Below are 24655 nucleotides of genomic sequence, written 5' to 3'. Positions count from 1 at the left end.
AATTTAGATTTGGGTAGCTACTATGTAGCTGCCCATTTTTTTTAACAAAAAACCGCTACACCAAAGTGTAACGGCCTAACAACTAAACCAAAATTACTTCTTCAGTTCCACCGGAACCTGATAAAGTTTGCTATGGATTTCTTTCATTTTCGCTTCCGGAAACTTAATTACTTTTCTATCGTAAGTCATAAACCCATTGGTTTCCACTTCAACATCAGTAGTTTGCGTGTAAACCCCTGCCGACAATCCAACTTTAATTAAATCCTGTAAACGGTTTACAAATTCCGAATACTTATTAAAAAGATCGGTGGTATTCTGAAAACTCTGATAGCCCCAGTTATTCTTCTGCTGCCATACATGCCCATCAACAGGAAGCCCCAATCCGCCGAATTCACCCAATACCAATGTATAGTCTTTACCAAAATAATCCGGACTCGGCATTGCAGGATGAGGATAATTATGCAAATCGATGATATCGCCAACCGGAAAAAAGTTACCACCGCTGGCCGTATTTACCAAACGGGAAGGGTCTTTTTCTTTTGTCCACTTAGCAATCTCCACCGTTTTAAACTGACCCCAGGCCTCATTAAACGGCGTCCATACCACTATCGACGGAGCATTATGTAACTTTTCGATAATCTCGTTCCACTCTTTTCTATAGTAGCCTTCCGATTCAGGACTTCTGTTCTGTTCAGTCTGGTGATCAAGTACCCCCGGACGGTTTTCCCAACGGTTCCCTAAATCACCACTCGGCATATCCTGCCATACCAGCATACCCTCCACATCACAATAGTAATACCAGCGCGCCGGCTCTACCTTAATGTGCTTACGGATCATATTGAAACCCATCTCTTTGGTTTTGTCGATGTCGAACTTTAAAGCTTTATCCGTTGGAGCAGTGTACAAACCATCTGGCCACCAACCCTGGTCTAAAGGCCCATACTGAAATACAAAGGCATTGTTAAGCAGCATGCGCTCAATTCCCTGTGCATCTTTCCCCATTGATATTTTACGCATGGCAAAATAACTTTTCACCTCATCAACTTTTTTATTTTTGGAGATCAGCTCAATTTTAAGGTGGTATAAAAATGGCGATGCGGGACTCCATAATTTCGGATTGCTGATCGTCAGCTTAACAGGCGACTTACCATCACCGGTTTGTTCGGCAACTTTGGTTGCTCCATCCCAGGCCGTAATCTTCACCTGATCGGCAGCGGTTCCGTTTTCCACAAAAGGAATCACTTCTACCATTTGCTGATCAATATCAGGTGTAATTTTCACATGATCCAGGTGTGCCTTGTTCACCCCTTCAATCCATACCGTTTGCCAGATCCCGGTTACCGGGGTATACCAGATACCTTCAGGCTTTTTCACCTGCTTGCCACGGGGTTGCGGCCCGTCGTCAGTAGGGTCCCATACTTCAACGGTTAAAGTCTGTGCGCCACTGCCTTTCAAAAAAGGCGTAATGTTGAAATAAAAAGGATCGAATCCACCTTCATGTTTTCCGGCCACTTGGCCATTGATACTTACGGTGGTTCTCCAGTCTACCGCACCAAAATGCAGCAGAATATCTTTACCCCTCATATTTGAAGGTACTGTAAAGGTTGTTTTGTACCATAGCAAACTGTCTTTGCCTACCGTTTTACCCACACCCGAAAGTGAAGATTCCACAGCAAAAGGAACCAGTATTTTTCCCTGATTGATAGCAGGCTTCTGCGACTTCTCTGCAATGGCATAATCCCATAATCCGTTTAAGCTTTTCCAGTTCCCTGTACGCTCGAATTGTGGCCGGGGGTATTCAGGCAATACGCTTTTCGGATTCACTTCATTGGCCCAGGAAGAAGATATTTTCCCTTCTACAGGACTCCAGGACGCCGGATTTTTCTGCTGTGCCGAAAGGGACAGGGTAAGCCCAATCAGCGGTAAAAATAATGCTGTTTTTTTCATATATGGTTTCATTTGTGTGTTTTAGCTTTGGCTAATCTTCAGATCCGGTCGGATGGCAAAGATTATTTGCCATTCATCTTCTTAATAACATTCACCTCATCTAACCGGTATGGTGTACCATCAGTCTGGAAAATCTCATGGAACCATTCGATCGGATCAGAACCGTCTGCCAGTGGAGTATCCCATGCATATTTAGTATTGGTTTTACCCGCAGCAAAACCCCAGTTAATGGCACCAACATTTTCCTTTTTAAGCAAAGGCATTACGTTTGCAAAACGACTGTTTCTCGATCTGGCCATGTATTCAGTGCAAATTAACGGGCGTCCACTCGCCTTTAACAGATCAATTGTTCTTTGATGCCATTCCGGCGCTTCATAGTTATGATAAGTAATGATATCAGAGTTTAATAGTTGCAATGCATTTAGCTTGTTAAAACCCCAATCCCACAAACCAATGGAAACAGGCTGATCGGGATTGACAGCTCTCGCCCACTCAATCACTTTGGTGAGTAGCGGAATGGTCGCCTCTTTTTTACCGCTGTTACCCGGCTCATTGTATAAGTCCCAAAGCAAAATGCGTTTGTCATTTTTAAACGACCTTAATACATCCTTTACATATTTTTCATATTCCACGAATTTAGCTTCTTCTTTAAAATCGGGATCTCCGGGATCCTGAAGCCAGCCTGAATTATGAATGCCCGTTTTAGGTTCCGGTTGTTTGCCAATGGCTGATGTCTTGTTCCAGCAATCGTCGAAAAACACAAACATCGGGGTAATCCCATGCTTTGCAGAAATACTCAGGAACTGATCTACTCTCTTTTTAAACCCGGCAGGATCCTGACTCCAGGCCTTGCTGTACAGGAACACTCGCATCGTATTAAAACCAATACCCTCTGCCCAGCCCAGTTCCTTGTCAATTAAGTCGGGAGAAAAGGTGTCGGCCTGCCACATCTCCAGTTGATTAATGGCATTTGAAGGAATATAATTTGCACCCGAGAGCCACCTGTGCTGCGCGTACCAGGCACTGGCCTTCTCAACCGACCATACTTTCCCCGGCTCTCCCACCTTTTCGTTCTTTTGCGCAAAGCTTGTACTAAAAGCCAGTGCAAGGCATAAAATAATCGCGTAGTTTTTTAATTTCATATCACTTATCTGTTTTTTAGTTTGTTGATGGAGCGTTGATCGCTTCACCCTTTTTTACCGGAATACCGAAGTTTGGCGTTCCATCTGCGTTCCACGTAAATTTCTGTGCCCTCGGAGAACGGAAACCACCGCATCCTTGCCCGGGCTGGTCATTGGCATGATATAAAATCCATTCTTCCTTGCCATCTGGCGATTTAAAGAAAGAGTTGTGTCCGGGTGCATATACACCGTTTGCTACGGAACGCTGAAATACAGGTTGAGTAGATTTTGTCCATGAAGCGGGATTGAGCAGGTTGGCTGACGCCGAAGCGCTAATCGTACCCAGCGCGTAAAAATCTGTCCAGCAACCACTCGCCGAGTATACAATCAAAATCTTATCCCCATGGGTTAAAAACTGCGGCCCCTCATTTACATCAACATGTTCGCCATGTCCCAGGTCGCCATTCTTTTCCCATTCATATTTTGGACTTGAAATCTTCACCCGTGATCCATCTACCGTCCAGGGGTTTTTAAGTTTTGCAATAAAAATTTCCTGTTTTCCATTCTGGTCCCCTTCCCAGCCCGACCAAACCATATATAACTGACCTTTGAAATCAATGATATCAGCATCTATGGCCCACTTATCGGTTGAATCGGCAACTTTGCCTTTAAAAACCCATTCACCTTCCATGGGATTAGCGGAACTGTTTTCAAGCACATACATGCGGTGATTCTCATTCCTGCCATCATCAGCTGCAAAATAGGCATACCATTTTCCCCGGAGAAACATCACCTCCGGCGCCCAGATCTCCTTTGAGTACAAGGTATTGGCAGGTGCTTTCCAGATGGTTTTACGCTCGGCAGTTTTTAATCCATCGATGGTTTTGCTCTTCCAGAGATCGATCCTGTTTCCGGTAGTATGCGTATAATAGTAAAAACCGTCCTTGTAGAAACTGTAAGGATCAGCTCCCGAAGGCAGCAAGGGATTGGTAAAGGTCTGGGCCCATGATAAGTGGGAACCAAAGGCCAATAAACAAATCAGGATATACTTCATCCTCATAATTAATGGGTATTAACTGTTGAGCGCAGCTGGCCACGCCCAACAGTCAGATTAGAACGATAATTTGTTTACCTGTGTGAATAGCAGATCATCTACCCCAGCTATTTTAACGCCTATTCTCGCAAACAGATAGTTTTGTGCAGGAACCATTGCAGGAATGTTAACTGACATGTTTAAATTATTCAGGTCTGCAATTGCGGCACCTGATAACTCCTGGATACCATTGTTATTACTGCCATCTACAAACTGTGTTTTATTCGTATAAAGTATTACTTTTTCAACACTCTTGCCGTTAGCGGCATCTGTAATGATTTTTTCCAGTTTACAGCTTGCATTGACTTTACCGGCCGACACCGCAAACACCGGCGTACGGATCATATAGTAAGGTGTAACTTCAATATCCATTACCTTGCTCCCACTGATGTTTAACGCAATACTATCCTGCCTGCCGGCAGCATTTTTCTTCCATAAAAACGGACCCTGGTTTTCTGAAAATACCAGACGGTAATTGCCGTCGAATAGTTTAGCGGAGAAACTGCCATCCTGAGCCACGGAAACCCTGATAGCGGAGTTATTTCCAAAGCCTGACTGCCAGAGTTCAAAAGGCACCTGATTAAATTCAACAGGGATTGCTTCTCCGCGATATACAATACGCCCGGTAAAGTCTGCTGCTGGTGCATCGAAATTATCTTTTTTACAAGAAGAAAGAAAAAGCACAACAAAAGCAGCTATGATGAAATATTTACTGTTTTTCATGTTTAATATCTGATTACTGGTTAGGATTTCTGACAATTTTAGGGTTACCGTTTAACACATCTTGTGGAATCAAAGAGTAATAGTTACCTAATCTGAAACGATGTGCAGCTGTTACCCTACTTGGTTTGATTACCTTGAAAATATACTTACCGTTGTTTACATTTCCCGGATTATAATATTTGTATGGCCACAGACCAAAAACCTGTGTACTGGTTCTCGTAGCGCTTCCGATATTTGTAGCATTGATAAAATCTGTAGTCGACATATTATTTCCATTCCAAACTTTATCAGCAATTCTCCAGCGTTTCATATCCCATAGTTCATGCCCTTCAAAAGCCAGTTCTACCTTGCGTTCATGCACGATACGGTCGAAACTGATATTGGCGGCCGTTAAGGCAGTTGTTAACCCGGCACGATCGCGCACAGGCTTCATATATTGAGCTGCTGTAGCGGCATCACCCAATTCGAAGGCTGCTTCAGCTGCATTCAGTAAAACTTCTGCATAACGATAGCGAACCCACCATACTTCACTCCTTGTACCAATCTGGCCGGAACCTGGTGCCGGATCAAGATATTTACGTACATAAAAACCCGATTGTGCACTGAACTCCAGGCCATCTACCGGGCCGTCCCCTCCAACTACCTGCACTGAACCAGTGATGCCAGGCAAAACATTATCTCTGGTTTGTGCAAAAGCATTACCAGTAATAATGGACCCGTCTCCAAGTTGATAGCCTGCCCAGATGTCTACCGTTTTACCTTTAAACTGACTGCCTGGAAGAATTATTGTACCCGCTAAACGGGCATCTCTTCCGGCAAAAATATCGCCGATATTGGTATAGTAAACCGTGTTCCCCGACCCATCAACCGATGCCAGTGAGGCATAGGTATTATCTAATTTCTCGAAAGACTGTACCAGGTTAAGTGACGGATTTAAACGTCCTCCCTGAGCCTCTTCAGCAGAAGATCTGGGTTGATTATCGATGGTAAAACCATGTATCTTGTTGGTTTTCAACTTATAGTCTTTAACAAAAATTACTTCAGGGTTACTGCCTTTATCGGTAAATAAGGAAGCAAAGTTTTCTGATAAATTTGGGTTTTTGGCATACAGCGAATATTTACCGCCATTGATCAGTTCCTTCGCTGCATTAAGTGCTTTCGTATAGTAGCCGTTGGCAGCAGATGCAGGAATACCTACCTCGCCTCCAGGTAAGCTGAGCTGTGAATAGCCATATTTTGCAGATGATGCTGCATATAGTGCTGCTCTGGTTTCCATCGCTAAAACTGCTGCTTTAGTGGCCCTGCTTTTCACACTTGCGTCATCAGGCAGAATTCCCTTGATGGCTTCCAGCTCAGCAATCACAAAATCGTAAACCTCCGACTCTTTAGCTCTGGGAGACTGAAGGTATTGAGGGTTACCACTATAGTCATACTCCAGGGGAACGGTAATAATAGGCACACCGCCCATTCTTTTCACCATTTCAAAGTACACGCCTGCCCTGATGAACCTTGCCTCGGCAATGAATCTTGCTTTGTCGGCTGCCGCCAGTTCAGTGGCTTCTTCCCCACGCTTTAGAAACAGATTCAACTGACGGATATAGCCATAATCCCAATAGTTCCAGCTATCATAGTTGTAATCGATGTTCTGGTGACGGAAATAATCGCCGCCTGCAGAGGCAAAGCCTTCATCGAAATCGGCAAACAACCACCATGATTCGGTGCGCTGAAAATCAGGGAAGGTGTCGTAAAGGTCACCAAGTACCGACAATACCAGGTTTGGATCCTTCCAGACTGCATCAACAGCCAGGGTACTGGTGGGTTTTTTATCTAAAAATTCTGAATCTTTTTTACATGACTGCGCAAAGCTTAATACTGCTACTGCCGCTAATGTATATATGTATTTTTTCATGTGATTAACGTTTTATTACAGCGTAATTTTCGCCCCGATGTTTACAAATTTATTTTGAGGATACTGTAATCCATTATCATCTGCAATTTCAGGATCAACACCATATTCCTTTAAGTTATCGATAGAAAACAGATTGTATCCGTTTACATAAATCCTTGCGTTTTGAATTTTCACCTTCTCTAACCATTTCTTAGGCAAAGTGTAACCAATTTCCAGGGTGCGGGCACGTAAATATTTAACATTGTGCAACCAGAAGGTTGAATTTTTATTATAGTTGCTATGGCCACCATCATTAAAACGCAATGCAGGATATTTTCCGGCAACCCATGGACTGTTCAAATTAAACGGATCCGTACGATGCCAGCTGTCATCAGCAAAGTTTTGCAACAAGGCGCCATTATTCTGAAAAGCCCAGCGCTGTTCCCAGTTCTGGTTCCACGAGTACATTGAACCTCCCGAAAAGTCGGCTGTAAAATCAAAGTTTTTATACGAGCCACCTAAAGTGAAGCCAAATCCCATGTTAGGCTGACCTGTGGTAGTGTAGCCAATTGGACGCTCATCAAGCGGATCGATTACGCCGTCACCATTCTGATCCTTGTAAATTAAATCGCCAGGTAAAAGTGTCCTGTTACCTTTTCCATCAATATTCACCTTATAGTTATTAATTTCGTCGATATTCTGGAACTGTCCGGTTACTTCGTATCCCCAGAAAATGTCAGTGTAACGGTTGGTCATGCTATTCCGGTACTGATCCCATGAGTTTCCAAAACGAGGCTTATATTGTTCAAGAAACTTTCTCCTGCTGATGGAAATATTTCCCCCTACATTATAATTAAACTCGCCAATCTTATCCCGGTAGTTTAAGGAAAATTCAGCTCCGTATTGTGCATCGCTTTCAAGATTTTCCGAGTTCAGACCATATCCCAGTTCTATAGGAACGACCACATCATTTTTTCTGGCTGGAAGCCCTGTTCTCTTTCTATAAAAATAATCTGCTGTTCCCGACAGTTTGCTGTTAAACATACTGAAATCAAGCCCGATGTCAGTAATACGGCTTTCAAACCACGATAAATTATTAATAATCGGTCCCTTGTCGCGTGAGGTGGTGATGTTACGCCCGTCCAGAATCACACTGCCCTGATTATAATTATAGCCAGGTATGTAAGCAAAAGGATCAAGTCCGTCAATATTATCATCACCCAGAACACCATAAGATGCACGGAGTTTCAAATCGTTTAAAACAGTAGATTCGCCTAACAGGTTCTTCATAAATTGCTCCTGCGTAATTCTCCAGCCTATTGATGCAGATGGGAAATAACCTACACGTCTGTCTGGTGCAAATTTCCAGGAGGCATCTCTACGACCAGATAATTCTAAATAATACCTGTTGTCGTAGTTATAATTTAGTCTGGCCACGTAACCCAATCTGGCTTCCTCATTTTGCTGATCAGTATAATCTTGTCCATCAAGATCGGCAAACTGCAATACCGGCAACACATTGGTTTGTGGTACAGCATGCTGGAAAGTATACGTTCTAAACCGGTCCAGACGTTCTGCTACCAATACGCCGCCTACAGTGTGTTTACCGAAAGTGCGGTTATAGTTGGCCTGAATCTGATAGGTGTTGGTATAAATTTTCTCTGTTCTCCGCTCACGGTAAGGGTTTGAACTTCCTACTCTTTTTTCATATATACCGGTTGTAGAATTATAATGGTAAACATCATAGGTATATTCATGTCCGTTAATCAGGTTATCGGCAATGTAATAAGAATACAAACCTTTAATCTCCAGACCTTTTATCGGCGTATCATAGGATGCCGTAAGGTTGGTTTGAAGTACCCTCCAGTCAGATCTCCAGTAGCCACTCAAAGCTTTGCTTTGTACAGCAAATTGTTCTGTATTGTGCCCGATATCGTTCGGGTAATTAGGGTTTCCGTTAGCATAAGCCTGTTCAAGCGGTGTATTTCTGAATAACGCAAATCTCGCAGCGAAATAATCATCACCTCCCGGTACACCAGGCTGGTCGCGGGTTTCAATCCTGCCATTAATCAACATCCCGACCTTGAACCGGTCGGTAATTTTAGCCTCAATATTACTTTGAATATTGGTTCTGTTAAAGTCGAATTCACGTGAAGTTCCGAAAACCCCTTTTTGATCAAGGCGGGTGGCAGAAAAATAGTAGTTTAGCTTATCTGTACCTCCCGATGCATTCAGGTTAACGGAGTACTGAGGTGCATTTGGCGCAATAATAATATCTTTCCAGTTCTGGCTTTGAAAGCCCGGATCGGTACCCACACGCCATTGCTCAATTTCTTTCTGGGTTACGCCCGTTGTACCACTCTGGTTAAGCTCTGCAATGGCTTTACCCAGAATCCATTGATAAGCATCAGATGTTTCCGGGAAACGTGACCAGTTTTGCCATCCTGTATACGCGTCGACAACAAAGGTGTTCCGGCTGTTAGTCTTTCCTCTCTTAGTGGTCACTAAAACCACCCCATTGGAAGCCCGGCTACCGTAGATAGCGGCCGAAGCATCTTTAAGTACACTGATACTTTCGATATCGTTCGGCGAGATGTTATTGAACTGACCGGCATCCTGCTGAATCCCATCAATTACATACAATGGATTTCCCATATTACGGATCTGGATGTTTGCCGAAGCACCGGGTCTTCCATCTGGCATTCTAAATGAAACACCAGGTAGCTTGCCTGCTAAACCGGTGCTCACCGTAGAACCACCATGTACTTTTTCAAAGTCCTTGCTGGTAATCGTCGCAATTGATCCGGTAATGGCTTCTTTCTTTTGGGTGTTGTAACCCACTACCACTACTTCAGTTAAATCATTTTTGGTAGGTACCAGTTTTACACTTAAGGTAGATCGGCCATTGAGCAGTACTTCCTGACTGTCGTAACCCACATAAATAAATACCAGCGTAGCATTTTTATCTGCTACCTGAATTCTGAATTTACCACTTCCGTCGGTCGTTGTTCCAACAGTGGTGCCTTTAACTTTGATACTGGCGCCAACAACCGTTGCCCCGGTCTCGTCGGTAACGGTACCGGTAACCGTTCCAGGTTCTTGCGCACTGAGCTGAAGCGACAATAGCACTAAAGCAAATGAGCTTAAAATAAAAGGGAGTAATCTGCTTCTGAGATGGAATTTCTTAAAGAAATCCCTAAAGGTGCCTGAGTCTACGCCATAGGAGTATACACTTCTTTTCATATAGGTTAGTGATTTGGTTAGTTTTAGAAGTAAATTGTTTTAGTTCATTTAAATCTTATTCAAAGATTGTGCTTTTAACAGCTAGAGTGATTGCTGATTTGTATCATAATTTCTCCAAATTGTCTCGTTTTATCAATAACCTCTAGCTAAACATCTTGGTACAATAAAATCGTTTTAGGTTGCTCGCCTTGCAGATGTTTAATATATTTGAAGCCTGACCAAAGTACCCATTGAAAAAGCCAGTCATCCTCTTCGTTCTTATGTGTTTTGCCAGAATACTGGTGGCACAGCCCTATTATTTCAGGCGCTATCAGGTCGAAAACGGCTTATCAAACAATACCGTTTTTTGCATCGCGCAGGATGAAAAGGGCTTTATGTGGTTTGGCACCAAAGACGGACTGAACCGCTTTGATGGCTATTCCTTCAAAACCTACCGCCATGATCAGGAACACAAAGGCAGCTTAGGCAACGATTTGATTTATGCCGTTCACGTGGATAAACAAAATACTTTATGGACAGGTACCAACGATGGTATATTTGAATACCAGCCTGCAACGGAAAGTTTCCTGCTTTTAGCGGAAACAAAAGGAATGCGGATCATCGACCTGATTAGTGACCTCGCCGGCAACCTGTGGTTTACGTCGTCATTTAAGCTCTACCGCTACCATAAATCATCCCGAAAACTGTACACTTTCAGCAAAGAAGTAAATTTTGATGCCTCTGCGCTGATGCTTTCGGCAAGCGGGCAGGTGTGGGTAAGTACCGGACGTGGAACCGTAGAACGTTATGATGTCAAAACCAATAGATTTGAAAGCTTCAGCGTAAACGGCATCAACCAAAAACCGGAATATGGGTGGGTATCCAAGATGGTTGAGACCACCGGCGGATTGCTCTTGATCGGAACCACCAACCAGGGGCTTAAATTACTGGATCCCATCACACAGAAATCCAGGAACATCATCACCCTTAACGACGATAAAACCCCCGTTTTTGTTCGGGATATCAAGCAAACCGCAGCCCACGAATTCTGGATCGGCACAGAATCGGGCATATACATCTATAATGATTCCTTGCAAAAAATCATCAACCTCAGGAAGCAGTATAATAATGATTACGCATTGAGCGATAACGCCATTTATACGATATTCAAAGATCGGGATGGTGGCGTATGGACCGGCTCCTACTTTGGCGGCGTTAATTATTACTCCACACATACCTCCCTGTTTACCAAGTATTTTCCTCAAAAGGCCAGTAACTCCATCAGTGGAAATGATGTCAGAGAAATCACTAAAGACCAAAACGGCAACTTCTGGATTGGCACTGAAGATGCCGGATTGAACAAACTAAATCCCAGAACCGGTATGTTCAAACATTTTCTACCCGACGGTAAAAAAGGAAGTATCTCTTATGCCAATATCCATGGCTTGCTCGTGGACGGTGATCGACTCTGGGTAGGAACATTTGAACATGGCCTCGACCTGTTCGACCTGAAAACGGAACGGGTAATTAAACATTACCAGGCGGGTGTAGGAAATATGCTGCGCACCAACTTTATCGTAACCTTTTGCAAAACCAGGAAAGGTGAAATTATTGTTGCCACCATTAACGGAATTTATCAGTACAACCGTAAAACCGACGACTTCGAACCCATCCCCGGTTTGCCTTTTCTGTTTTATGATTCCTTAACCGAAGATTCTGCAGGAAACATCTGGGCGGGTAGCTTTAATGATGGGGTTTTTAGGTTCAACCTGACCCGGAAGGGTTTTACAAACTTTAGAAACGATCGGGGCGATCAAGGCTCCATCAGCCACAATACGATAAACAGCATTTTTGTGGATAGCCAGAACAATATCTGGGTAACCACCGATGGTGGAGGCCTGTGCCGCTATTATCCAAAAACAAACCATTTTAGCCGCTATGGCCTTAAAAATGGTTTCCCAAGTAATTACCTCTTCAAAATTGAAGAAGATCAAAAAGGCAAATTCTGGATCAGCAGCACACGTGGACTCATCCACTTCGATCCAAAGTCAGGTCTGAATAAAACTTATTCCAAAACCAACGGGCTACTTACCGACCAGTTTAATTATAGTTCGGCTTACAAAGACATCAACGGCCGGATGTACTTTGGAAGTGTAAAAGGACTGGTCAGTTTTGATCCCCACGCCTTTGCACCAAACACGATAGAAACACAAGTGTTTTTAACCGGCTTTCAGATCAACGGCCAGGAAACGTCCAGGGACGCAAAAGCACAGGTATTGAGAAAGTCAATTATTGATACCGATACCATTACCCTCAGCTTTGACCAATCCTCTTTCAGCGTCGACTTCGCAGCCTTGAATTACCAGTCGCCCGAAATGACCGAATATGCCTACAAGATGAAAGGCTTGTACAAAGATTGGGAATACCTGAAAACCAACAGGAAGATATACTTCACCAAACTCGCCCCGGGCAACTATACACTCGAGGTAAAAGCGCTACTGGAAGGGAGCAGCACCTGGAGTACAAAAAATGTGAAACTCCTGATCAGGGTATTGCCCCCTTTTTACCTTAGCACATGGGCCTACCTGCTATATATCGCTTTAATCGCAGCAATAATGCTGATTCTGGTGAGAAGATACCACCGGAAAATACAGCTGAAGAACAGCAGAAGAATGGAAGCATTCGAACATGAAAAACAAAAAGAGGTTTATCAGGCCAAGATTGAGTTTTTTACCAATGTTGCCCATGAAATCAGAACGCCGTTAACCCTGATCATAGGCCCGATGGAAAAACTGATCAAACAGGCGAAAGATGTGCCCGCCATTGAAAAGAACCTGCGGATTATGGACAGAAACACCGACCGGCTGCTCAAACTCACCAATCAGTTGCTCGACTTCAGAAAAACAGAAACGAGCGGATTCTCGCTGAATTTTGTACAGGCAAATATTTCAGAAATATTAAAAGATGTGGTATTACAGTTTCACCCCGCTGCAGAGCAAAACCAGATGAACTGCAACTTACAGCTTCCTGAACAGCAATTAATGGCCTATATCGATGTAGAAGCATTTTATAAAATGATGAGTAACCTGGTAGATAATGCCATAAAGTATGGAAAAAGCCAGGTAGAACTTGCACTTGAAACAGACGATAAAAACGAAAAATTCTATGTATGGGTTCAAAGCGATGGAAATAAAATACCTGTAGCACTGGAAAACAAGATTTTCGAACCATTCTTCAGGGCCAGGGAAACAGATATCAAAACAGGTACCGGAATTGGATTGTCGATTTCACGGTCGCTTGCACAGTTGCACAACGGAAAACTTTACCTTAATCAAAATCCGGAAGCTGTTAATATATTCGTATTGGAATTACCTGTACACCAGCTTATTGAATTTAATTTGAACGGACAATGGGAGAAACTTTAGATAGAACGAACATACCAGGGCATACCACAGCACAGCGATCTGTGATTTTGCTGGTAGATGACCATCAGGATATTTTAGATTTCATTTCTGATGACCTGGAAGAAAAATACAAAGTGCTTCAGGCCAGAAACGGAATTGAAGCCCTGGCCGTTTTGGAAAAGGAGATCGTACACCTGATCATCAGCGATGTGATGATGCCGGAAATGAATGGTTTCGACTTCTGCGCCAAAGTAAAGTCGACACCCGAATTCAGCCACATTCCGGTAATCTTATTAACTGCTAAAAACACCCTGCAATCAAAAATAGAAGGCCTGGAACTTGGTGCCGACGCCTATGTAGAAAAACCCTTCTCGCCTGAGTTTCTCCAGGTACAGGTATCCAGCCTCATTAAAAACAGAAATAAAATAAAGGCCTATTTCTCCAGTTCACCCCTGCTTCACATGAAAACAATGGGTTCATCCAAAGCCGACGAAATATTTCTCGAAAAGCTGCATGAAACCATTAACAAGAACATCAGTAACCTGAATCTGGACGTAGAATTACTGGCGGAGAAGATGAACATGAGCCGCCCCACCTTATACAGAAAAATTAAATCCATATCCGATCTGAGTCCCAACGAACTCATTAACCTCGCACGGTTAAAGAAAGCCGCAGAATTGTTAAGCGAAGGGATGATGAAGATTTACGAGATCTCTGAAGTGGTAGGATATAGTTCCCAATCGCACTTCGGCCGTAATTTCTCGAAGCAATTCGGCATGTCGCCAACCGATTATGTGCTCAGCATCAGCCAGGATAAACGAAAGCCATAATTTGTTCCCGCAGATTCAAAAACTTGTCTGATCTGCGGGAAACAAATAATTATTTCAGTCCATATGCACTGATTATTTTTTTGAAAATCTGTGTATTTGGGTAAACGCCGATAAAGGCATCCGAACCTGGTCCGTAAGCAAATACAGGAACCATGATATTGGTATGGTCATCTGTACTGAAATTCCCGCGTACTGTTCCTTTTTTGTATGAAGCATCCAAAAGCGACAAGCCTCCGGTTTCATGATCGGCAGTTACAATGATCAATGTTTCGCCGTTTTCATCTGCAAACTTTAAGGCTTCGCCCACTAAACGGTCGAAATCATGTTGCTCGGTCACGGCAAAGGGAAGATCGTTTGCATGTCCGCCATGGTCAATTTGTGCGCCTTCTGCCATAATAAAAAATCCATTCTTGTTCTTAGAAAGTATCTCAATGCTTTTCAGGAACGAAGTTTTTAGCATCTCTCCCCTGCCATCCAGTACCCTTCTGGTCACCGAATCATCCAATAGCACCACCTGCTTACCAGCATCAGATGCTACGAAACTTCTCAGGTCCTTCTGGTACACATAGCCTTTTTCCATCAGCTTTGCCATCAGTTGCTGATTGGGTTGATCAGAAAAGCTGCTGCGTTTAGAGCCTACCAATACGTCAACATGGCCATTTACAAAATCTGCGGCAATTTCCCTGGTCATCGACCGCTCAGTTTGATGGGCATAAAATGCCGCCGGTGTAGCATCGGTAATGTCGCCGCTGCTGATAATCCCGCTTTTCACACCCAGCGGAGCCAGCAGATCTGGAATGGCCTGAAGCGGTTTCCCTGCCGGATCCATACTAATGTAGCGGTTATTGGTTTTACTGCCGGTGGCCATTGCTGTAGCGCCAGCAGCAGAATCTGTAAAGTCAGAGTTCGAAGCTTCGGTACGTGAAAAACCAATGCGCTTCATCTGAATCATATTCAACTGCCCAAAGTTAGCACTCAGCCCAGCCTGGATTTGCGCCAGCCCCATTCCATCGCCAATCAGCAAAATCACATTCTTCACCTTTTTATCAATTCCATCACTTTTATAGGTGGGCTGATAGGGAATATGTCCTTTAGGGTTGATGTACTCCAGCTTGGTTCTATTCTGATAAAAATCTTTCAGCAACGCGGGATGATCTGTGCCAATCCAGTCTACGCCCATATGCTCCAGCTCTTTCCAGCTATTGGGATTATCTTTTGTACCCCAGAAACGGAAGTGTTTACCCAAAGCATGTACTTTGGAAACCACTGATTTCATTTTTTGCAGGTCGCCGGGGGTTGGTGTACCCTTTCCATTCCATACCGAATAATGTGTGATATCGTCGCTGATCATCGCCACACGTTTAAGCTGTTCCGCAGTATAGTTTATTGCCGGCCTGCCGTCGAAACTAATCTGCTGTGGATAATCTTTGAACTTTTCTACCGGTGGTACATTTCCACTCAGTACGATCCTGATAGCAGAAGGGTTTAATGCAGTATCGAACACAGACTCCTTACCTTTCAAATCCGCCAGTAACGTGGGGATCACATGCTCATAATCTTCTTTGATATCCACCACCAGTTGTAATTTCAAACTGGCATCCGGATAAGGATGCTGGCCATTCTCCTTAAAGAAAGCCACCAGGGGGTCTATATAAAGTTTCCTGAGCGTTTTCCCTGGCCTGATTTCAGTACTGTCGTGCGCCACATACAATTCACCTTTACGATAAAAAACATCTGCTTCTATAGATCCCATCCCTGCATAGTAAGCGCCCAGCAGCGGGATCTGCTGCTTGTAATCGTTGTGGCTATGTCCGTTTATCACATTCAGTTTCTGCTGCGCAGAAACTGAATGTACGCCAAAACCGAATAATAACAGACAAATAAGTTTTTTCGTCCTTACCATCCTATGTTTTGTTTAATCAAGCCCGAACTGTTATCTATTTCCCTTTGCGGAACTGCCCAAACATCATGTACCTGGGGATTGAAAGCCCTTGCAGGCCAGATCACTGCGCCATCAAAATCGTGTAATGGTTGTGCATAAACCGCTTGTGCATCCCCCCATCTTACTAAATCGCGGTGGCGATCGGCCCACTCACCAGCCAGCTCATTTCTACGTTCGCGTTTTAAATCCGCCAGCGTCATTCCTGTTTTAGGTTGTAATCCGGCTCTCATCCTGATTTTATTTAACTCAGCATCTCCCGCACCTGCACCACTTACATTGATAGCGGCCTCTGCCTTGATCAAAAGTACTTCCGCATAGCGCATCAACGGTACATTTAAATCAGTAGTTCCATTATCTCCGTTAGGATTAACGTGTGTCGGAATCGGATTTGCATAGGTAAAAGGCTCCATATATTTCTTAAACTGATAATTTGAAGTGGCTCCGGCATCTTTGGTAAAACTACGCTCCGCACCGAAAAACATAAATTTATCGCCCGGTTTTAAAATGGTGGCTTCACGACGCTGGTCGCCTGCCTCATAGGAATCATAAAGCTCTTTGGTTGGCAAATAATAACCCCAGCCATTATAAATGCCCCAGGCTTTATTCGTTAGCATAACACCCGGCAATTTACTTCCCCAACCGGTGCCACCACCGTTAGGTGTACATACAACCGACCAGATATATTCTTTAGACCAGTTATTTGAGGCCTTGAAAACATCGGAAAAACCTGTGGTAACTAAATCATGCTGACCAGAGGTAATCACCATGTCTGCATATTTTGCTGCGTTTGCATAGTCTTTCTTGTAAAGATAAACTTTAGAAAGATAGGCCCATGCTGCAGTTTTGTGCGCCTTACCATAATCGGTTGCTTTCATGGTAGTGAACAAAGGAAGATTATCGGCTGCCTTAAGCAATAAGGAAATGATATAATCATAGTTTTCGTTCACATTTTTAGCACGCCCAACCGGTATAGCCGGGTCAGCTTCAGGGGTAACAATTGGTACCCCGGCCTTATCATTGCCATAATTCGCTGCAAGCTGAAAATAAACCAGCCCCGCATTGAAATAAGCATCGCCAATAATCTGCTTCTTTAAACTTTCGTCCATATTAATGGCAGGAACATTGATGATGATATCATTTGCCCGTTTAATAATGGCATAACGCATACTCCATTGCGTTTCGGTATATCCGCCACCTATGTAGCTGCGGTTAAAATTCTTAATGTTATCGCCCTCAGGTTTGTTCCGGCCGGTAACCATATCGTCACTCGCATTGATAAACCAGAACATGCCACGCCCGTAGAAATCTTCAGCATTGTAATTTTCATACATACCCGCTTCTGCCTTGATCGCGTCTTCTTTGGTTTTCCAGAAATTCTGTGCCGATGGTGCACCTTCAGGTGCAATATCAAGTTGTTTTGTACAAGCCGCAAATACAGTTACTGCCAGTACTGCTATATATTTTAAAGATGTTTTCATATGTTTTGAATCGATTAAAGGTTAACACTTAAACCAAGCATGAAACTTCTGGCCTGCGGATATTTACCCACATCAAGCCCGTTGTTCGAAAGACCAATCTCCGGATCGAAGCCCGAATAATCGGTAATGGTAAACAGGTTGTTCCCCGTAGCGTATATCCTCACCGCACCGGTTCTGATTTTACTGGTTAATGATTTGGGTAAGCTGTAACCGAGCGTTACGTTGCGGATACGCAAATAAGAGCCGTCCTCAATGTAAAAATCTGAGGCATTGAAGTTTCCATTGGCATCGCTGGTAGAAATAATTGGCACTTTACCGTTTGGATTCTCCGGGCTCCAGGCATCTAAAATACCCACCAGTTTGTTGTAAGATGGACCACTTGCACTATAAGTTGTCCTTTTCACCGCATTGAACAATTTATTGCCCTGTACACCCTGGGCCATAATGTTGAAATCGAAGTTTTTATAGTTTGCGTTAAAGCTTAATCCGTAAGAAAAATCAGGGTAAGCACTTCCCGCAAAATAACGGTCTTTTCCATCAATAGATCCGTCACCGTTCATATCCACGAACTTGAAGTCACCCGCCTTGGCATTAGGCTGAATCTTTTGTCCGTTTGAACCCTTGTAATTATCTGCTTCAGCCTGGCTCTGAAATATACCGTCTGTTTTCAATACGTAGTAGCTATACAACGGCTGGCCAACTTTATGCATTAACGGGGTCAGTTCGTTTCTGAAGGTAGTGGAAAGCGCGATAGTTTCTAAACCCGATGTCAGTTCAACCAGCTTGTTGTTCACTTTAGTTAGAGTAGCATTAACAGAGTAATTGAACGCAGCGTTTTTATCGCTGTTGTAGGTCAGACCGAGCTCAAAGCCTTTGTCTCTCGATAAACCTGCATTGATGGTTTGCGTATTCAAACCTGCAGTTCCCGGAAGCGTCCGCGTTAAAATCATCTTGTCAATATCCTTCACGAAATAATCTGCTACCAGACTTAACCTGTTGAAAACCGTCACGTCGATACCGATATTGGTTTGTTTACTCTGTGCCCACTCCTGGTTTTTATTGGCCAGAATAGTCTGGATGTAACCATTTTGCAAAGTTGGCGTTTGTCCGAAATAAGCTTGTGTACTGCTTAATAGGGGATTTACCGCCGATGGTGACAATCCAGCCAGATTACCCAGCAAGCCGTAACTGGCCCTTAGTTTTAATTCAGATAACCAGGTAGCAGATTGCAGGAAATTTTCTTTGTTTACGGCCCAGCCTGCGGATATCGATCCGTAGTTCCTAAACCTGTTTTCTTTTGGCAACAATGATGAACCATCCCGGCGTCCAATCAAGGATATCAGGTATTTTTCCTTGTAATTATAATTGGCTCTGGCAAATAAGGAAAGTAAAGATGTGGCCTCAAAAGCACTGTAAGATGGCTGAATGACAGTTGCATTCACCAGGTACCTGTATTGTGCCGATTCATCATCAAATCCTGATCCGCTTGCCGATAAGCTGCTGCTTTTTGTTTTCTGGAACGAATATCCCGCCGTGAAATCAAGATGATGTGCAGCAAGATCAGTTTTATAATTTAATACCTGTTCGGTTAAGAAATCGTTAGACTGGCCTGAACTTTCTGAAAGGCTGTTGCTGAGCACAGGCTTACCCACTTCCGGGCGTTTTGGTGTAAAGCTTTTATACTGGGAAAAGGTTTTGGTGATACTCAGGTTCGACCTGAAGCTTAATCCTTTTGCCAGCTGAAGGGTTGCATAAGGGTTTACCATCAATACATTTACCGGGTTATTGATATCGATACGCTGTAATTCAGCAACAGGATTCACAATATCGCCATAGTCACCGGCATACTGTCCGCCTGGCAATCCGGCAAAGCTTCCATCCGCATTGTAAGGGGTACCATTGGTAGGATAATAAATTGCTGATAGCAGTACTCCTGTATAATCGCTGCTTGTATTTGCCCCGTTGCCGTTTGTACTGCTGTAAGAAAGGTTTTCACCCACTTTCAGCCATGAGGCAAGTTCGTGCTCCGAATTGATCCGGAAGTTATAGCGTTTGGTCTGGGTATTCAGCACAATGCCTTCCGCATCGCGGTAGTTGAAGCTCATGTAAAAGTTCGACTTCTCATTTCCGCCATTGATGGCAGCACTATAATCCTGTAGCAATGCGTCCCTGAAAACTTCGTCCATCCAGTTGGTTCTGGTTACCTGTCCATCAGGATATTTAGCAGGATCAAATGCCGGAAGTATAGCTGTTCCGCCATTTTTAGCAGCCGTTGCCGCCACCTGCGCACGTTGTGTGGCATTTAGAGGTTCCAGCTTGCGCCAGGCACTCTGCTGACCAACTTTTGCATCAAAGCTGATCTGCATTTTGCCTTTTTTGCCTTTTTTGGTTGTAATCAAAATTACCCCGCCCGATGCCCTGGCACCGTATATTGCACTCGCTCCATCTTTCAATACCGAGATAGACTCAATATCATTCGGATTAAGTTGCGGTGTACCCAGAAAGATGGATCCGTCGATAACATACAAAACACTTTCGCCATTGATGCCACCACCACCTCTGATATTGATCCGTGGGGCTGATGTTGGATCGCCCCCTTCATTGGTTACAATTACCCCGGGTGCTTTACCAGCCAAAACCTCGGCAACACTGTTCAACGATCGCGAAGAGAGTTTATCCAGCGAAGCGATGCTTACCGCTCCTGTAAGGGTTTCTTTCTTTTGTGTACCGTAACCAACCACAACAAGGTCGGCTAAACGCGAACGTTCCTCGCTCAGCGTTACATTAATGCTCTGGTTATCTCCTACCGTTACTTCTTTGGTGGTATAACCAATCATGGAGAAAGAAAGTACCGTTCCGGCACCAACTTCTATGCGGTAAGCCCCGTTGGCATCCGTAATGGTTCCGGCCTGCGTGCCCAAAACCTTTACAGTTACGCCCGGGAGCGCCAGGCCTGTAGAATCTCTTACTGTTCCACTTACAATACGATCGGGTTTGTTAAAGGTGACATTGTTTAGAATCACATATTCGCCACGTTCTGTTACACTTAATCCGAGTTTATCCAGTAAAGACCTTACCGGCTCCATTCTAAATTCACCGCTTACAGCAGTATTTTTCTCCTGAAGTAAATCCGGATTATACACAAAGCTCAAACCGGATGCAGATTCGATCTGACGGATGATTTCGATCAACCGGCGACCCCTGTTGATTTGAATATTGATTTTGCTTTTCTCCAACCGCTGCGCCATGCCGGCAGATGCAAAAAGTGAGCTGCAGAAGATGCAGAGAATGCTAAAGGTTATGCATGAGTATTTCATGATGTGATCGAGAGATTCTGTCCTCTTGACTGAGGTTGTTTTCATTTGTTTGATTATTGTTTGGATGAATAAATTTGTTAGCATACTACTATGGTTGTCTGTTCATTTATTTATGAATTTTAAATGTTTTATGATTGTTGGATGTATTCAGTTTGAGGTGATGCAGGCTACAGAGAATTTCCAGGATCTCATCTGCAGTTTGCGAACTGTTGAAGTGAGCAGTACATTTTAACTTCAGTAACTTCGGATCACTCACCTGGATGCTGATGCTATACACGTATTCCAGCTTCTGGATGACTTCCTGGAGCGAGCTGCCGTTGAAAGACAGTTCTACAATGTTCGGTGCGTTTGAGGGATAAACTGATGCCTGGCCAAGTTTTTTATGAAAAGCCATTTCTTCCCCTTTAATTAAGGTATCTATCGCAAGTGCATCTTTACGAATCTCTACCTTGCCCGTGGCCACCGTGATCTTTAATAAATCGTCTTGTTTTACATCCCTGATTCTGAAGGAGGTTCCCAATACCCTGATCTCCATTTTCGATTGCAGCTGAACCCGAAATGGCCTTTTTTCATCATGCTGAATAGCAAAAAATGCATCACCCTTTATCAGCTTCATCACCCTTGTTGCTGAAGAAAAATGAACGGGATAGCTGATTTCAGACAGAGCCTCCATGGTTACTTTCGAGCCGTCAGGAAGGGTAACTTCTTTACGTTCGTTGGCTTTCGTGGTAACGGTCAGTTCAGATGAGGCTGAATGGTGAAGGTTCAGGAAGATTAATCCTACAGATACCAAAACCAGCAACATAGCAGCCAGCCTGAACCAGATATTGTACAATAATGCAGGATTTCGTCTCCCGTGAACCTGAATAGCAACCCTGATATGCGCACGCATATTTTCAGCAACTATTAATTTACGTTCTTGGGAAATGTTCTGGTTTGAAGAAAGCATTCCGTACCAATCCTCTACAAGAGTGGTTTCTTCTTCACTGGTATTTCCGTCTAAATATTTTTGCAACAATAGGGCTGCTTCGTCTGGTGTCATTTGAATAGATGTCAGTTCAAATGCAGAATGGTACTAACCAAACTTGTTATCGATAAGTTAAGTTTAGGTTAAGAAAGCAGGAAAGCTATAAACAGGATATAAGAAAGATTTTCGCGCAAGATTTTCATGGCAGCGGTGATCTGGTTTTTTACCGTTTGCGCCGAAACGCCAAGTTCGAGCGCAATTTCTTTTACAGAACGATCCTGCTTTCTGCTCATGGAAACCACCAGTCGCATCCGTTCGGGTAAACGGGCCAATGCCTGCTCAACATCGTGATTTAAGTCTTTTAAAATAAGTCTGGCATCAGTATCGGGCATTTGCTGATGATTTAACAGGTAGCTTAGCTCTGCCTGATGCCCGTTTCTAATCGCCTGAGACCTGAAATAATTGATGACCCTGTATTTTACTGCCCCGTATAAATATCCCTGCAAACTACCAGCAATATCGAGGGAAGACCTGTTTTCCCAGAGGGAGATGAAAATCTCCTGAGTGATATCCTGTGCAACCTCCTCATCACCCGTTTTCTTAAAGGCAGCATCAAATACAAACTCCCAGTAGAGGTTGAATAACTGATCCATTGCTTTATGATCGTGATTACGAAGTGAAGATATGAGTGTTTCGTTCAACATGATTAGCTTACTGCCGGCAAAACTAGTTTGCCTATATTCAGTTATCATTAACTAATCGTGAAGCTTAAAATGGAAATGAACAGAACCGGAACTGACACTAAAAATAAAAAGGTCACAACATCCATTGTGACCTTTTCTTATCAACTAACCTAAACTTTTAAAATACTAACCAAATATTTTATGCCACAAAAGTAATGGCGTTATATAAAGCCTGTATTAAGAAAATATTAAAAGTAATATTCTTAACTTCAATGGTTGTTTATTGGGTCAAAATGCGTTTCACACCCTGCAAAATGCGTTTTCAAACAAGAATTTCGATAGCATAACCTGCAGTTAACATCTGATTAACATTTTCTTTCATTCTTTGAAAAGAATATCACAAGGTGGAAACGCTAATAAAAACCGAACCCCAAAAAAGTCAGGAAGATCTGTCCCGGCAAATTGAGTTGCTCTATAAAAGGTGGGCCTCTATATTGAAAAATTATGCCAACTACTACCTCAATGATAACGAAGCATCTTCCAGTATAGTTAATGATATTTTTATTAAACTATGGAATACCGACCAGGAGATATTAAATCCAAAAGCCTATCTTTTCCGCTCTGTAAAAAATGCTTCTTTCAACCATCTCGGCGGACAGCATAAAAAAACAGTCAGTTACCTGGATACCGAAGAATTGACACTGCTTTCTGATCAGCTTCAGCCTCCCGGGTTTGCGACAGAAGATCATCCGCAACAGCTCTTCCTCCAAAACCTGATTCAGGAACTCCCCGAAAAGCGCCGGCTGGTGTTTAAAATGCATCGAATTGAAGGTTTCAACTATGCCGAAATTGCCGAGCTGCTTCAAATTTCCACGCGTACTGTTGAAGATCATCTGGCTAAAAGCATGAAATTTATCCACGAAAACTGCCAACATTTTTTTAATGGTTAGTTAACCGAAACTTAACCTGACCAGCCCGTATTTTCCTGAACGAGATCTGTCTTTAACCCTGAAGACCCATCTACAAATGAAAGACGAAATCTGGCATCATATCATTAAACGGCTTACCGGACAGGAAAGCCACCATTCTAAACAAGAGCTTGATGCCTGGCTAGCCGAAGGCGCCGAACATCAAAAAAAATACGAAGAAGTAGCGATACTCTGGGAAATGACCGGTAAGCTCCAACCTCAGGAAACATTTTCTGTTCCTGTGCAGGAAAATAAGCAGGTAAAGCCCCTGAGAAAAGTGAAAGCATTATGGGGATATGGAATTGCGGCCGCGTGTGCTGCCGCATTACTGGTATTCGGAATATACTCCGTCAATAATAAAGCAACTGGAGAATCCCCGGCCTGGGTTAGCGTAGTTGCCCCTAAAGGTAAAATCATTTCTTTCACCCTGCCCGATAGCTCCGTAGTGGTGCTAAATGCAGGGAGCCAGATCAGCTATAGCAGGGAATTTAACCAGCAGAAAAACAGGTTGATCAAACTCTCGGGAGAAGCTTTTTTTGATGTTCAACATCAGGAAAAACATCCCTTTGTAGTTGAATCCGGAAAAATTAAAACGGTTGTTTACGGCACCAGCTTTAACATCCGGGCCTATCATAACGAGAAGGAAATCAAAGTAAGTGTGAAATCTGGTAAAGTAGGTGTATTAAAAAATGCTGTTGAGGCAACCGAACCTGTATTGCTAACCAGGAACCAGCGCCTGACTTTCGACACCCTTTCTCAGCACTTTCAGGCTGTAACGCCAATCAGGGAGCGTGCTGATGAGTGGACAAACGGTACGTTAACCTTTGAACAAACACCTGTTAAAGAGGTATTCGCTTCATTATCCAGAAGATTCAATGTAGCATTTAACCTGAAGGCACTTGAAGTTTCAAACTGTAAGCTTACCGCTCGTTTCGAAAATAAAGACCTTCAGTCTATCCTAAAAACGATTCATACCGTGATGAACATTCAGATAAAACAAACCAATCAAACTATTTATCTTAAAGGAGGAAACACATGTAACGAAAACTAAAAAGCCGGTCCCGCGGCAAAC

At 43.4% G+C, this 24655-nt stretch carries 15 protein-coding genes; 4 read left to right on the top strand and 11 right to left on the bottom strand.

All coding sequences use genetic code 11. The features are described from left to right. Positions 1–93: 93 nt before the first annotated feature. The 6 genes from AC570I_RS13240 to AC570I_RS13215 all read right to left on the bottom strand — a co-directional run bounded on the left by AC570I_RS13240 (position 94) and on the right by AC570I_RS13215 (position 10015). Positions 94–1947 carry a glycoside hydrolase family 2 TIM barrel-domain containing protein gene (locus AC570I_RS13240; RefSeq protein ID WP_497405792.1) on the bottom strand — a complete coding sequence of 618 codons (1854 nt, stop codon included), beginning with the start codon at positions 1945–1947 and terminating at the stop codon, positions 94–96. Between the two features lie 62 nt (positions 1948–2009). After that, entirely contained in the window at positions 2010–3089 is a 1080-nt protein-coding gene (locus tag AC570I_RS13235; protein WP_497405791.1) for a cellulase family glycosylhydrolase, read from the bottom strand. Positions 3090–3105: 16 nt separating this feature from the next. After that, entirely contained in the window at positions 3106–4128 is a 1023-nt protein-coding gene (locus tag AC570I_RS13230) for a glycoside hydrolase family 43 protein (RefSeq protein ID WP_497405790.1), read from the bottom strand. Positions 4129–4179: 51 nt separating this feature from the next. Next, positions 4180–4884 carry a DUF3823 domain-containing protein gene (locus AC570I_RS13225; protein ID WP_497405789.1) on the bottom strand — a complete coding sequence of 235 codons (705 nt, stop codon included), beginning with the start codon at positions 4882–4884 and terminating at the stop codon, positions 4180–4182. A 13-nt stretch (positions 4885–4897) separates the two neighbouring features. Then, entirely contained in the window at positions 4898–6793 is a 1896-nt protein-coding gene (locus AC570I_RS13220) for a RagB/SusD family nutrient uptake outer membrane protein (protein WP_497405788.1), read from the bottom strand. A gap of 15 nt (positions 6794–6808) precedes the next feature. Beyond that, positions 6809–10015, bottom strand: coding sequence for a SusC/RagA family TonB-linked outer membrane protein (locus AC570I_RS13215; RefSeq protein ID WP_497405787.1), 3207 nt, complete (start codon positions 10013–10015; stop codon positions 6809–6811). A gap of 230 nt (positions 10016–10245) precedes the next feature. On the opposite strand from AC570I_RS13215, the gene AC570I_RS13210 reads away from it, so the two are divergent. Both AC570I_RS13210 and AC570I_RS13205 read left to right on the top strand, forming a co-directional pair. Beyond that, positions 10246–13419: a ligand-binding sensor domain-containing protein gene (locus AC570I_RS13210; RefSeq protein ID WP_497405786.1), complete on the top strand. Its 3174-nt coding sequence runs from the start codon at positions 10246–10248 to the stop codon at positions 13417–13419. Continuing rightward, positions 13404–14228, top strand: coding sequence for a response regulator transcription factor (locus AC570I_RS13205; RefSeq protein WP_497405785.1), 825 nt, complete (start codon positions 13404–13406; stop codon positions 14226–14228). The genes AC570I_RS13210 and AC570I_RS13205 overlap by 16 nt, the downstream gene beginning before the upstream one ends. Positions 14229–14277: 49 nt before the next feature. On the opposite strand, the gene AC570I_RS13200 is transcribed toward AC570I_RS13205, so the two are convergent. From AC570I_RS13200 to AC570I_RS13180, 5 genes are all read right to left on the bottom strand, one after another. Next, a complete protein-coding gene (locus AC570I_RS13200) occupies positions 14278–16131 on the bottom strand; it encodes an alkaline phosphatase (protein ID WP_497405784.1) in 1854 nt (617 codons plus the stop codon). Continuing rightward, complete coding sequence (locus tag AC570I_RS13195; RefSeq protein ID WP_497405783.1) at positions 16125–17648, bottom strand: RagB/SusD family nutrient uptake outer membrane protein; 1524 nt, start codon at positions 17646–17648, stop codon at positions 16125–16127. The genes AC570I_RS13200 and AC570I_RS13195 overlap by 7 nt, the downstream gene beginning before the upstream one ends. A 14-nt stretch (positions 17649–17662) precedes the next feature. Continuing rightward, positions 17663–21010 carry a SusC/RagA family TonB-linked outer membrane protein gene (locus AC570I_RS13190; protein ID WP_497405782.1) on the bottom strand — a complete coding sequence of 1116 codons (3348 nt, stop codon included), beginning with the start codon at positions 21008–21010 and terminating at the stop codon, positions 17663–17665. A gap of 61 nt (positions 21011–21071) precedes the next feature. Continuing rightward, positions 21072–22007 (bottom strand): FecR family protein, encoded by a 936-nt coding sequence (locus tag AC570I_RS13185; RefSeq protein ID WP_497405781.1) that lies wholly within the window; start codon positions 22005–22007, stop codon positions 21072–21074. A 68-nt stretch (positions 22008–22075) separates the two neighbouring features. Beyond that, entirely contained in the window at positions 22076–22636 is a 561-nt protein-coding gene (locus AC570I_RS13180) for an RNA polymerase sigma-70 factor (RefSeq protein ID WP_497405780.1), read from the bottom strand. Positions 22637–23019: 383 nt separating this feature from the next. On the opposite strand from AC570I_RS13180, the gene AC570I_RS13175 reads away from it, so the two are divergent. Then, complete coding sequence (locus AC570I_RS13175) at positions 23020–23565, top strand: sigma-70 family RNA polymerase sigma factor (RefSeq protein ID WP_497405779.1); 546 nt, start codon at positions 23020–23022, stop codon at positions 23563–23565. 76 nt (positions 23566–23641) lie between these two features. Further along, on the top strand, positions 23642–24634 hold the full coding sequence (locus AC570I_RS13170; protein ID WP_497405778.1) for a FecR family protein: 993 nt from the start codon (positions 23642–23644) through the stop codon (positions 24632–24634). The last annotated feature ends 21 nt before the right edge of the window (positions 24635–24655 follow it).

It is taken from the genome of Pedobacter sp. A2324, assembly GCF_059693705.1.
The sequence above is the reverse complement of the archived record's forward strand: the minus strand, read 5'-3'. Positions and strand labels throughout refer to the sequence as shown.

Excerpts from the sequence above, each read along its gene's own strand:
- AC570I_RS13240 (WP_497405792.1), bottom strand. The coding sequence starts at position 1,947 with ATGAAAAAAACAGCATTATTTTTACCGCTGATTGGGCTTACCCTGTCC.
- AC570I_RS13235 (WP_497405791.1), bottom strand. The coding sequence starts at position 3,089 with ATGAAATTAAAAAACTACGCGATTATTTTATGCCTTGCACTGGCTTTT.
- AC570I_RS13230 (WP_497405790.1), bottom strand. The coding sequence starts at position 4,128 with ATGAGGATGAAGTATATCCTGATTTGTTTATTGGCCTTTGGTTCCCAC.
- AC570I_RS13225 (WP_497405789.1), bottom strand. The coding sequence starts at position 4,884 with ATGAAAAACAGTAAATATTTCATCATAGCTGCTTTTGTTGTGCTTTTT.
- AC570I_RS13220 (WP_497405788.1), bottom strand. The coding sequence starts at position 6,793 with ATGAAAAAATACATATATACATTAGCGGCAGTAGCAGTATTAAGCTTT.
- AC570I_RS13215 (WP_497405787.1), bottom strand. The coding sequence starts at position 10,015 with ATGAAAAGAAGTGTATACTCCTATGGCGTAGACTCAGGCACCTTTAGG.
- AC570I_RS13205 (WP_497405785.1), top strand. The coding sequence starts at position 13,404 with ATGGGAGAAACTTTAGATAGAACGAACATACCAGGGCATACCACAGCA.
- AC570I_RS13200 (WP_497405784.1), bottom strand. The coding sequence starts at position 16,131 with ATGGTAAGGACGAAAAAACTTATTTGTCTGTTATTATTCGGTTTTGGC.
- AC570I_RS13195 (WP_497405783.1), bottom strand. The coding sequence starts at position 17,648 with ATGAAAACATCTTTAAAATATATAGCAGTACTGGCAGTAACTGTATTT.
- AC570I_RS13190 (WP_497405782.1), bottom strand. The coding sequence starts at position 21,010 with ATGAAAACAACCTCAGTCAAGAGGACAGAATCTCTCGATCACATCATG.
- AC570I_RS13185 (WP_497405781.1), bottom strand. The coding sequence starts at position 22,007 with ATGACACCAGACGAAGCAGCCCTATTGTTGCAAAAATATTTAGACGGA.
- AC570I_RS13180 (WP_497405780.1), bottom strand. The coding sequence starts at position 22,636 with ATGTTGAACGAAACACTCATATCTTCACTTCGTAATCACGATCATAAA.
- AC570I_RS13170 (WP_497405778.1), top strand. The coding sequence starts at position 23,642 with ATGAAAGACGAAATCTGGCATCATATCATTAAACGGCTTACCGGACAG.